The organism is Flavobacterium subsaxonicum WB 4.1-42 = DSM 21790, from assembly GCF_000422725.1.
Taxonomy (GTDB): domain Bacteria; phylum Bacteroidota; class Bacteroidia; order Flavobacteriales; family Flavobacteriaceae; genus Flavobacterium; species Flavobacterium subsaxonicum.
The window spans coordinates 179,343-191,796 of record NZ_AUGP01000017.1 but is presented as its reverse complement, the minus strand read 5'-3'; the positions used below and the strand labels follow the sequence as shown (position 1 = coordinate 191,796).

The 12,454-nt window shown below is 39.6% G+C and carries 10 protein-coding genes; 9 read left to right on the top strand and 1 reads right to left on the bottom strand.

The features are described 5' to 3' along the window. Positions 1-21: 21 nt before the first annotated feature. From G509_RS0103645 to G509_RS0103615, 7 genes are read left to right on the top strand one after another with little or no spacing between them, the layout of a single operon-like run. Positions 22-1,005: an aldo/keto reductase gene (locus tag G509_RS0103645; RefSeq protein ID WP_026990279.1), complete on the top strand. Its 984-nt coding sequence runs from the start codon at positions 22-24 to the stop codon at positions 1,003-1,005. 32 nt (positions 1,006-1,037) lie between these two features. Next, on the top strand, positions 1,038-2,189 hold the full coding sequence (locus tag G509_RS0103640) for an NAD(P)-dependent alcohol dehydrogenase (protein WP_026990278.1): 1,152 nt from the start codon (positions 1,038-1,040) through the stop codon (positions 2,187-2,189). Positions 2,190-2,233: 44 nt separating this feature from the next. Continuing rightward, positions 2,234-3,832 (top strand): carboxylesterase/lipase family protein, encoded by a 1,599-nt coding sequence (locus tag G509_RS0103635; protein WP_026990277.1) that lies wholly within the window; start codon positions 2,234-2,236, stop codon positions 3,830-3,832. Between the two features lie 30 nt (positions 3,833-3,862). Then, a complete protein-coding gene (locus G509_RS0103630; RefSeq protein WP_117590916.1) occupies positions 3,863-4,948 on the top strand; it encodes an alpha/beta hydrolase in 1,086 nt (361 codons plus the stop codon). Between the two features lie 8 nt (positions 4,949-4,956). Continuing rightward, a complete protein-coding gene (locus G509_RS0103625) occupies positions 4,957-5,589 on the top strand; it encodes a flavodoxin family protein (protein WP_026990275.1) in 633 nt (210 codons plus the stop codon). A gap of 29 nt (positions 5,590-5,618) precedes the next feature. Further along, entirely contained in the window at positions 5,619-6,359 is a 741-nt protein-coding gene (locus G509_RS0103620; RefSeq protein WP_026990274.1) for a carboxymuconolactone decarboxylase family protein, read from the top strand. Positions 6,360-6,372: 13 nt separating this feature from the next. Then, positions 6,373-6,855 carry a cupin domain-containing protein gene (locus tag G509_RS0103615; RefSeq protein ID WP_026990273.1) on the top strand — a complete coding sequence of 161 codons (483 nt, stop codon included), beginning with the start codon at positions 6,373-6,375 and terminating at the stop codon, positions 6,853-6,855. Between the two features lie 149 nt (positions 6,856-7,004). Here G509_RS0103615 and G509_RS21405 read toward each other — a convergent pair whose 3' ends face one another. After that, positions 7,005-9,431 carry an Ig-like domain-containing protein gene (locus G509_RS21405; RefSeq protein ID WP_035738452.1) on the bottom strand — a complete coding sequence of 809 codons (2,427 nt, stop codon included), beginning with the start codon at positions 9,429-9,431 and terminating at the stop codon, positions 7,005-7,007. 282 nt (positions 9,432-9,713) lie between these two features. Here G509_RS21405 and G509_RS0103605 point away from each other — a divergent pair, with 282 nt between their 5' ends. Beyond that, positions 9,714-10,412, top strand: coding sequence for a LytR/AlgR family response regulator transcription factor (locus G509_RS0103605; protein ID WP_035738451.1), 699 nt, complete (start codon positions 9,714-9,716; stop codon positions 10,410-10,412). A 4-nt stretch (positions 10,413-10,416) separates the two neighbouring features. Then, on the top strand, positions 10,417-12,435 hold the full coding sequence (locus G509_RS0103600; protein ID WP_026990271.1) for an ATP-binding protein: 2,019 nt from the start codon (positions 10,417-10,419) through the stop codon (positions 12,433-12,435). Positions 12,436-12,454: the final 19 nt, after the last annotated feature.

The window sequence follows — 12,454 nt, the reverse complement described above, 5'->3', positions numbered from 1 at the left end:
ATACTATTAAAATTTACAACAATGCGAAAAAGAATATTAGGAAATAACGGATTAGAAGTTTCAGCCTTAGGATTAGGCTGTATGGGATTGAGCTTTGGTTATGGCAAACCTACCGACAAACAGGAAGCCATTGCCCTGATAAGGGCAGCGTATGAAAATGGAGTTACTTTTTTTGATACCGCCGAATGTTATGGCCCTTTTACAAACGAAGAAGTTGTGGGAGAAGCATTGCAGCCCTTTCGCAACGATGTGGTAATTGCAACTAAATTTGGGTTTCAGGATGGCGATTCTACTAAAGGATTAGATAGTAGCCCTGCGCGTATAAAATCGGTTGTAGAAGCTTCTTTAAACAGGTTAAAGACAGATTATATCGACTTGTTCTACCAGCACAGGGTCGACCCAAATGTGCCTATCGAAGAAGTTGCAGGAACGATAAAAGATCTGATAGCAGAAGGTAAAGTAAAACATTTTGGATTATCAGAAGCCAGCCCCGATACTATTCGCAGGGCACATGCCGTGCAGCCTGTTACTGCGTTGCAAAGCGAATACTCCTTGTTTTATCGTGAGCCTGAAAAAGAAATAATCCCTACTTTAGAAGAATTAGGTATTGGCTTTGTACCCTTCAGCCCGCTGGGTAAAGGATTCCTGACTGGTGCTATCAATGAAAACACAAAATTTGAAGACTCGGATTTCAGGAACATTGTGCCGCGATTTTCTGAAGAGAACAGGAAAGCCAACCAGGCACTGGTAGAGCTGGTTAAAAGCATTGCTGCGCAAAAAAATGCCACACCTGCGCAAATAGCCTTAGCATGGCTATTGGCCCAAAAGCCATGGATAGTTCCGATACCCGGAACAACAAAGTTAAACCGCCTGAAGGAGAATATAGGGGGCGCTGCAATTAATTTGGATCAGGAAGACCTCAATATAATGCACATCGCATTAAAAAACATAGAAATTGTGGGAGCACGTTATCCGCAAAATTTGCAGGAACGGGTAGGTAAATAATACCACTCTATTTTTAACCTCAAAACAGCATAATGAAACAACTACTAAGCTTTATAACGTTAATGTTATTGGTATCAACCAGCCTTTTTGCGCAGAACGGCCGTGTGTGGGCAAAGGGTATGGCCATGACCTCTAAAGAACCCCATTTTACACCTTTAGAATTTACAAGGCACGCTGTAGGTGATAATGATATTTTGATAGACATCATGTATTCCGGCATTTGCCATAGTGACATCCACATGGGTAAAAACGAATGGAGGCCCACTACATACCCGTATGTGGGTGGGCACGAAATTGCAGGCCGTGTTGCAAAAGTGGGCAAAAACGTGACTAAATTCAAAGTGGGAGACTACGCGGGCATCGGCTGCATTATCAATTCATGCGGGGAGTGCGACCACTGCAAAAAAGGTGAAGAACAATTTTGCGAAAAGGGTATGATTGGAACATATCAATCTAAGGATTACAAGCATAACGATGAAATTACACAGGGAGGATATGCAAATAACTATGTGGTTTCAGAAAAATATGCAATTAAAATACCTAAGAATGCCGATATGAAAAGGGTGGCCCCGTTGCTTTGTGCAGGCGTTACAACCTACTCTCCCATCCATTTTTCAAATGTAAAAAAAGGAGATACTGTGGCCGTTGCAGGCTTAGGCGGATTAGGGCACATGGCCGTACAATACCTTGTAAAGTTAGGTGCTAAAGTAACCATCTTTGACCTTACCGAAGAAAAAAGGGCTGATGCCAAACGTTTAGGTGCTGTTGCATATGTAAACGTAAATAACCCTGTCGAATTAAAAGGGCAGAATGAGAAATTTAGTTTTATCATTAGCACGATTCCTGCAAAATACGATCCGGTGATGTATGTAAATATGCTAAAAATGGGTGGCGAAATGGCCATTGTTGGGCTGCCTGCAAATGAAAATACGCCAACCATGACATCGAGCGCCCTGGTATATGCTGCGCACCGCAAAGTGTACGGTTCACTGATTGGTGGCATCCCTGAAACGCAGGAAATGTTAGACTATTCTGTAGCCAACAACATTTATCCTGAGGTAGAAATTATACCGGCAAATAAAATAGATGAAGCCTATCAAAACGTTATCGACGGCAAAGTAAAATTCCGTTATGTAATTGATATGGCTACACTAAACAGTGCCGTAAAAAGCAATAAAAAGTAACAAAGGCTAGTTAAGAACACAGGTTACCGACAAACATCAATACAATGAAAAAGCTACAAATTATTGGCATAATACTCCTTTCTGTCCTCTACGTGCAGGCGCAGGAAGGCATTGCATCAGGCAACGGTCCCGAGATTGGTACGGCTTCAGGAATCGTTAGGGGAGCAATAGAGAACGGTAATGCCGTTTTTAAAGGGATACCTTACGCGGCGCCACCGGTGGGTGCAAACCGCTGGCGGCCCCCACAGCCCGTTGCTGCATGGAAAGGCGTAAGAGATGCCAGTAAATTTTGTGCTGATTGCCCGCAGGCAGGCTGGCCCCGTGGAAATGGCATGTCAAAGAATGCATCTGAAGATTGTTTGTTTCTTAATATTTGGAAACCCACAGCAGCTACAAATACATCAAAATTGCCGGTAATGGTCTGGATTCATGGCGGCGGGTTTGTGGCGGGTAGTGGTGCCGGTACCGATGGTACTGCCTTTGCAAAGCAGGGTGTAATCCTTGTGTCTATTAATTACCGTTTGGGCCGCCTTGGCTTCTTTGCCTTTCCGGCGCTAAGCAAAGAGCAGCCAAACGACTATAAAGGCAATTATGGCTATATGGACCAGATTGCTGCCCTACAATGGGTTCAGAAAAACATTACCGCTTTTGGTGGCGACCCAAAAAATGTAACCATTTTTGGTGAATCGGCCGGTGGGGTGTCGGTACATTCGTTATTAACCATACCTGCCGCAAGAGGACTTTTTCAAAAAGCCATTATCGAGTCCGGCGGCGGGCGCGATGGCGTACTTACAGGCAGGCCAATTGCTAAAGAAAATGCCGATATACACTATCCTATATCTGCCGAAACCATTGGTGTAAATTTTGCCAAACGTTATATTATTGAAGGTACAGATGCAACTGCCCTTAAAAAACTTAGGGCACTAAGCGCTGCCGAAATTGTTGATGACGGGCAGGAATCTGCCGGGCCAAACGGGGCGCCTACCTATCCCGGGCCTATATTAGACGGACGTTTGGTTACCGAGACTGCCGAGAGTGCCTATAAAGCCGGAAGGCAGCCACTTGTTCCTTTAATTATAGGGTCTAACAGTGCGGAGGTACCGGCAGGATTTGTAAATGCAGGCTCTAAAGAAGAACTGCTTACCTTATTTGATAATCTTAAAAGTGAAGTTTCTAAAGCATACGACCCTGATGGTACGGCCGACTTTGCTAAAATGCTTACGCTTGTAAATACCGATAAAGTATGGGCAGAACCTGCGCGTTTTACGGCGAGGGCTTTCACTGCCAAGGGAGCACCTGTTTACCTGTATCTTTTTTCTTATGTACCAGCATCGTTACAGCAAAGGATGCCGTTTGGGGCATCGCATGCCTCAGAAATTTCTTTTGTTTTTGATGATCTTAAGGATAGCGATTGGGCTACGTTTACACCAAAAGACAAAGAAGTTGCTAAAGTTATAAATGCCTATTGGGTAAATTTTGCTAAAACAGGCAATCCCAATGGTATAGGCCTGCCGCAATGGCCCGCCTACCAAAGTTCTAATAACGAGGTTTTTGAGTTTAAACAAGATGGTTCGGCAGGTAACACTTTAGACCAGAGAAAAGAACGGCTGGATGTAATTGAAAAGTCAGTCGATAAAAAGTAACATCCGGTATTCATATAAAATATATCAAAAATGAAGAAGAAAAATATATCGTATTGGGGTACACTATGCGTATTACTGCTTGCAGCCGGCCCCATGCTTCATGCACAAAAAGCAAGTAAGCAAAAACCATTGGTTATAGAGCAACAGGGCAGCTTTGCCATTGGTGGTACCGTTATAGAAAATCCCGGTACGTTCGATCCGTACAAGCCAACCCCGGCAGGACAGACTTTTAGGGGCGACCATGCCTATGTTTTTTACCAGGTGCCGGCAGAGGCGCGTAAATATCCTTTAGTAATGTGGCATGGTATAGGCCAGTTTTCTAAAACCTGGGAAACCACGCCCGATGGGCGCGAAGGGTACCAGAACATTTTTTTGCGCAGGCGTTTTCCTGTGTATATAATAGACCAGCCCCGAAGGGGAAATGCCGGACGTAGCACCGTAGCAGCTACTATAAATCCGGTACCCGATGAGCAGCAGTGGTTCGATGTTTTTCGTGTAGGTGTATGGCCCAATTATTTTGAAGGTGTGCAGTTTGCAAAAGATACTGCCACGCTTAACCAGTACTTCCGTTCGATGGTACCCAATATAGGGGAGATCGATATTAAGGTAAATGTCAATGCGGCATCTGCCCTGTTTGATAAAATTGGCCCGGCAGTGTTAGTAACGCATTCGCATTCAGGGGGTATGGGCTGGCTCACTGCCATCAAAAATAAAAATGTAAAAGCCATTGTATCTTACGAGCCGGGAAGCGGGTTCTTATTCCCAGAAGGGCAGGTGCCCGCGCCCATTGCAAGTTCGGCTGGGGCACTTGAAGCTACCGCTATTTCAATGAAAGACTTTATGCTGCTTACAAAAATCCCTATCGTTATCTATTACGGAGATAATATACCGGATAAACCATCTAACAATCCCGGCGCAGATGGCTGGAGGGCACGCCTGGAAATGGCAAGGCTGTGGCGCGGTGCTGTAAACAAACACGGTGGCGACGTTACCGTAGTACACCTTCCTGAAGCGGGGCTTAAGGGCAATACCCATTTTCCTTTTTCTGACCTGAATAATATTGAAGTAGCCGATTTAATGAGTAAATGGCTCAAAGAAAAAGGGCTTGATAAATAGTTTATTACATGAAAAGTAACTTAAAATATTATACAATATCTATTGCTGTTTTCTTATGCTTAACATCATGTTCCAAGGCGCAGGAAACCATAGCGCAAAACAATAAAAGTGTGGGTGCTAAAAAAATTCTCATAGTCTATTTATCCCGCACCAGGAATACTAAAGCGGTAGCAGAGATGATACACCAACAGATAGGCGGCGACCTTGTAGCATTGGAACTGCAAAATCCATACCCTGAAAACTACCAGCAAATTGTTGCACAGGTAGCCAAAGAAAATGAAACGGGTTTTTTACCGCCACTAAAAACAAAGATTGACAGTATTGCAACGTATGATGTAATTTATCTTGGTTTTCCAACCTGGGGAATGCAGTTACCGCCGCCCATTAAAAGCTTTTTAAAAGACTACAATTTAGGCGGCAAAACAATTGTGCCGTTTAATACCAATGCCGGCTACGGTATAGGCAGTAGTTTTGATACCGTAAAAAAATTATGCCCCGGCAGCACGATATTAGAAGGTTTCTCGATTAAAGGCGGTATAGAAAGAGACGGGGTTTTGTTTGTTATGGAAGGCGAAAAGAAAGTTGAAGCCCAAAAGAAAGTACAGCAATGGCTAACTAAAATTGGTGCGATAGCTAATTAACCTTTAACCAATTAATAATAAAAATCTTTATGAAACAGTATCAATTAATCGCTTTACTACTTATGGTTTTGGGCATGGCAATGTTTAGTAACCGTGTAAACGCACAACAGATGACAACACAGGATGCAACGCTAAGCCCTACGGAAAAAAGCATTATTACTATTGCCTCGCTTACCGCAAAAGGTGATCTTGAAAATTTAAAGCCGGCATTAAATAATGGCCTTGAGGCTGGTTTAACCGTAAACCAGGTTAAAGAGGTTATAGTCCACCTTTATGCGTATTGTGGTTTTCCGCGAAGTATTCGTGGACAGCAGACATTTATGGAAGTTTTGGATGAACGAAAAGCAAAGGGTATAAATGATATAGTAGGAGCAGATGCCTCGGCCATATCAGGCAACGGCACAAAGTATGAGCGAGGAAAGGCCATTTTAGCAGAACTTACAAAAACACCGCAAGCAGGGCCGCTTAAAGGATACTCGGCATTTGCACCTGCAATCGACACATTTTTAAAAGAACATTTATTTGCCGATATTTTTGAACGTGACATTTTAACATACGCCCAGAGGGAGCTGGTAACTATTGCCGTTATTAGTACTATTGGCGATGCCGACCCAATGCTACAGGGGCATTTATCGATTTCTTTAAATGTGGGTGTATCGCCAGATAAGCTTAAAGAATTTATTACCATTATTAAGGAAACAGCAGGCAGGAAAAAAGCAAAATCCGCAAAGAAAGTATTGGATGAAGTGCTTAAAAACCGTACCGAATAACATCTCAACATATATGAAAAAATCAATCTTATTAGCAATTCCATTAGCCTGCATTGTATTTGCAGCCTGCAATAAAAATAAGGAAGTGCAACAGGTTAGCTCTAACAAAACACAGGATTCTGTTTTTCGCAGGGGTAAAAAAATTACAAACAATAATTTTAAAGGAAACGCATATTTGCAAATGCTTGTAAACGCCGACAGCACTAACCAAACCACGGTAGGTAATGTGACTTTTGAACCTGGTGCCCGAACCAAATGGCATTTGCATCCGGCAGGGCAAATACTGCTGGTTACCGATGGAGTGGGCTATTATCAGGAAAAAGGGCAATCTAAGAAGATATTACATAAGGGCGACGTAATTAAATGCCCCCCGAATATTGTGCATTGGCATGGAGCAAGTACAGACACCGCGTTTGTACAGTTGGCCATTACCGGTAGGGAAAAAGGAGAAACCGTTTGGTTGGAAGATGTTACAGATGAAGAGTACGTAAAATAGTAAAATCAGAAGGTGCTATTACAATTATATACAGTAGTAGTAGCAAGTAAATTTTATAGTATTATTAAAATTAATACAAAGCAAAAAGCCCTTAAAATTTTCTAAGGGCTTTGTTGTGTAATAAGAATATCAGTATACCTCTTTTAGAGTTAGTTTTTCTTGCTCAACTTTTTTACAGTTGTTTTTCCGTCTACTGTATTTATTTTTATTACATACATGCCTGCCATATAGCCAGACATATCAATTTTTGTAGATGTAGTTGAAATTATTAGCTGACCAACTACATTATATACCTCAATATTAGAGATATCTGTATTGGATTGAATGGTAACAAAATCTTTAGTTGGATTTGGATAAATTTTAAGATCCTGTATTTTGTTACTGGCTGTACCTAAAAGTAATTCTACGGTTATAGTAGTGGCATCACTCTCACATGTAGCTGTGGTTTGTGTTACGTAATAAGTTTCTCCGTTAAAAAGAAGTGTTGTGGCAGGTAACACAATTGTTAACTCGGCATCCTGGTACCACGTTACTGTTCCTGTTGCTGTTACATCAAGATCTGATAAAGTATCGCCTTCTTCAAAGTTTTGTAAAGATTGCGCAGCCGGGCTTGATGGCAAGGCATTTACCGTTACAATAACCTCAACCCTGTCAGAAATACAAATATTGCCTGCGGCATTTACCTGTACCCAGTACGATGTGGTTTCGGTTAATCCTGTTACGGTATACTCTGCTCCGGTAAAAATAGGAGTTACAGCATTTGCAGATTCATACCAGGTAATAATTCCGCCCGGTTGAGATGATGATGCGGTTAAACTAACAGAACTGCCTGTGCAAATACTAACTGCAGTTTCCGTACTAATTTCTAAAGCACATACAGTAACCGTTATTGCGGTGGCTGCACTTTGGCACGTGGCGGTAGTTTGCGTTACATAGTAAGTTGCTCCGTTTACAAGCAGTGTAGTTGCCGGTAGCACAATTGTTAACTGTGCATTCTGATACCATGTTGTTGTACCTGTAACACTTATATCAAGGTCGGCTAAAGTAGTACCTTCTTCAAAGCTTTGTATGGCAGCTGCTTGAGGAATAGCCGGCACTGGGTTTACGGTTACTACAATTTCAACCCTGTTAGAAACGCAGGCAGTACTTGTAGAATTTACCTGCACCCAATACGATGTAGTTTCGGTCAGTGATGTTGTAGAATATACTTCGCCAGCAAAAAATGGAGTTACGGCATTTGCAGATTCGTACCATGTAACAATTCCGCTTTCTTCAGATGACGTTGCTGTTAAACTTACAGAACTGCCACTACAGATACTAACAGCTGTTTGTGTAACTACAGTTATTGTGCATGGAACAACCGTTATAGTTATTTCGGCATAAATTAAAGGGTTAGCTACAGATGTAGCTCTTATAGTAGCAGTACCTGAAGTTATACCGGTTACAACACCGGTGGCGTTAATCGATGCAAATTCTTCGCCTTCCTGTACTGTCCAGGTTACCTGTTGTGAAAATGTTGAAGGTGTTACTGTTGCTGTTAACGGAAGTGTACTTCCAACAAAAACCTGTGCATTTACATTACTAACAGTGGCAACACTTACAACAGGCTCTTCAACCTCTTCTTCTTCAAACATAAATTTCTTTATCCTGTAATTGGCATCGGCAACATAAAGGTTTTGGTCGTCATCCAAAGCAATACTAAGAGGCTGACTTAATTCGCCGGACGCGGTAGATACTACATCATACAAAAACACACCATTTTGCCATAAAGTAACCCTGTTTTGATTTTGATGCGAATATGATAATACTAATTTTCCGTCGTCCATAACGGCTATGCCCGAAACCCTTACATTAGTAGTACCAGTAGCTGCAATATCGGCCATTAGTGTACCTTCGGCAGCGCCGGATTCCCATTTAGATACTCTATCGGCAGAATATTCGGTTATATAAATGCTATCTTCATCATCAACAAAAATAAATCCGGTTAATTCCGGCACTGCTAATTGGTTGGCTGCAAAACCAAATCCATTTCCTCCGGCAACCACAATACCCTCATTTGCATCCAAAGGCCACTTTAAAACTCTGGCATTCCCGTCGAGAATATAAAGTATATCATCTTTTTTAAATATTGCATTTGGTAGCGAAAGCTGGTTTAGCGCATTGCCCCATCCGTTGCCTCCTGCTACTGTAATGCCCTCTGTAGCGCCATCCGGCCATTGCTGAACCCTTGCATTTAAAGCATCTACAACATAGAGCACACTTTGTTCTTCATCATACCATATACCACAAGGTGCAGATAGCTGATTAGCTGCCGAACCCTGGCCGTTTCCTCCGGCAACGGTAACACCGGTAGTAGCCCCTGCGGCCCATTTTTGCACCCTGTTGTTTGTAATATCAGAAATATAGATGTCTCCGTTGCCGGCCACATACAGGTCAGATATATTTCCAAGCTGGTCGTTGCCAGATCCGAAGCCGTTTCCGCCAGCCACAACAGTACCGGGAACGGTCCAGGATTGTGCATATCCGGATTTCGAATATGATAACAAAATTAAAAGTATTAGTACAATTCTTTTCATAAAATGTGTTTTTTGTTGGTAATTATTTAAACTATTGCAAATCTTGCTAATGATTTTTATAAAACCTAATGGGTTTTACGCTTAACCTTTTTGTTTAGCTAAACGATTTATAAAACAGGTGAACGATTAAAATATTCGATAAACGTTTTAATTCGAACCCTGTTCTCAAAGGCAAAAAAAAACCCAAATTGAGACTAAGAATTACGTGACAGATATATATAAAACCTATAGTATTTGTTTATATTTACGTACAGGAGTAATAATAAAAAGTGAAGAAATTTAATGGATGCGTACACTTGCATAATAGTTGATGATAGCGAAATAGATCAATTAAGGCTACAGGCATTTCTTAGAAAATTTGAGAACATTAAAGTTATCGGCACTTTTTTATCTCCGCAAAAAGCCCTTGCGGTAATTGATGATATTAAAGTAGATATTTTATTTTTGGATATACAAATGCCCGGTATTAATGGTCTTGAGTTTAGAAAGCGGGCACATAAAATACCTGTATGTGTGTTTATAAGCTATTCGCCGGACTATGCTGCTGCAAGTTTTGAGCTGGAAACCCTTGATTATTTGGTTAAGCCCCTTGATTTTAAAAGATTTGAAAAAACCATGGAAAGGATTACTGCTTTTATGAATCAAGCTAAGCAATCAGGCGGTTATGATGTGCAACCGGATAATTTTATGATTAAAAGTGGTACCAGCCAATTGCGTTTAGACCTAAACGATATATTATATTTTGAAGCTTACAGTGATTATACTCAGGTTTTTACGCAAGGTGGTAAACACATTATTTCTCATTCATTAGGTATTGTTTTAAAAGACCCTGTTTTTAAATCTTTTATTAGGATACATCGCAGTTTTGCGGTGCCAAAAAAATTAATATTTAAAGTAGCCAGTAAAGAGGTTGTATTAAAAAACGGAACGGTATTGCCTATTGGTAAAACATATAAAGATTACCTGTTACAAAATTTATAGACATTTGATTATCAAGAAAATATTTCTTTTTTTTATTTTATTGGCAGTGGTTTTTAAGCTAAATGCCCAGAATAAGCCTGTCTTAGATTCGTTATTAGACCAGGTTTTAGTTCAAAAAGATATTTATAGTAAAACTAAAACAAATATATCTAATGGGCTCAGGACTTATTTAATAGATAACAAAAAGTCTAAAAATACAATAAAGCATAACATTCAAAATTATGTTAAACACCGCGATAGTACCCAAATTGCTTATGTATACCTTATTTTAAATTATTCTGTTAGTAATTTCGATCCTGTTTACGGACAGGAATTTCTTCTCGAGGGCTTAAGATATATATCTCCTAAAAATAAAAAAGGCTTTGTAGATTTTTACGGTAATATTGGCGCAGACTATGCCATGATGGGTATGGATGTGCTTGCATTAAAAAATTCGTTAAAAGCCCTGGACTACATTAAGCAATACAAATTAGATAAGCAGGATTATAAGGTTCAATATATAAGGAGGCTATTAACTACCAATATTGCCCAACTCTATCTGGAACAAAAAAACGTTCCTTTAGCCATTAAATATAATAACGAATCTATACTTCTTAATCGTAAGCAACCTAACGAGTACGGCCTTAAATTTTTACGGATTATTGAGATAAATCTTGCAGCCGAAATTGCACATATACAGGGCAATAACGCTTTAGCAAAAAACTATTTGCTACAGAGCCTTTCTATTTGTAGAAAGTTGGGTGAGCCTGAAAGAGAGATAGAGGTATTAATTAAACTTGGAAACTATGATACTGATTATAATAAGAAGATAGATTATCATGAAGAGGCTTATAAGATTGCTAAATCAATTAAGTATCCTAATACATACAGCATAAGCAGTTATTTAAAGTTAACTGATACCTATTTAACCTTGGTAAAAAATTGGGCAGAATTTTCCGGGTTTGGCACTAAGTATAATAAGAACTATTATTTGCTGCAGGCAGAGCAACTTTTAGAAGCAACAAGCAATGACATAAAAATTATTAATTCTAAAAAAGACCTTGCAGAAACATATTTGCTTTATTCGCAACTAAAAGAATTACAACAAAATTATGCAGAAGCTTTTAGCTACAGTAAAAAATACCATCAACTGTATGATTCTATATATTCTCAGGAAAATAAGAATAAGTTGGCAGCATTGCAAAACATAAGCGAAATCGAGTCAAGAGATCGTCAAATAGAGCTTAACCAGTATAATGTTAAGGCAAAAGAGAGGCAATTTTTGTATTTAACAATTGTGCTTGTTTTAGTTTGTGTTATAGTTATAGCGCTGTTTTATCAAAATAGGTTAAGAAAGAAAAAAAATAATGAGCTGGATAAGGCAAACCGTTTAAAAGTGCAATTTTTTAATATTTTGAATCACGATTTAAGGAGCCCGTTAGGAGAATTAATCCAGTTTTTACTTTTACAGCAGGAAGCTCCGGATTTACTTGATCAGGAAACAAAAAAAAGGTTTGAAGCATTATCCATACAATCTGCCAGGAGGCTACTTTCTTCTATGGAAGACTTATTATTGTGGGGAAAGGCACAGATTGAAAATTTTAAACCCAATTATGAAAATATCTACATTAAAGAACTTTTTGAAGATATGAATGATATTTTTGAAAATAAAAATAAAGTGGATATTGTATGGTTAACGGATGGTGGACTTAGTTTGTTTACAGATATAAACTACTTAAAAACAATTATGCGTAACCTAACTGCTAATGCGTTTAAAGTATTAGAAAATACTGAAAATGCCCAAATTACCTGGCGCGCACAACAAATTGAAGGAAAAATAATTTTATCTATTACAGATAATGGCCCCGGCGGAACCGATGAACAATTTAAGGCATTGTATGATGAGAAAGAAGCTGTAGGAATTAAGAATGGCTTGGGCTTACACTTAGTAAGAGATATGGCTAAGGCTATTGAATTTGAGATAATTGTAAAAACAATTCAGGGAGCGGGTACAACCATTATACTAAAAAGCAATAAGATTTAATTAGGATATTTTTATAAAT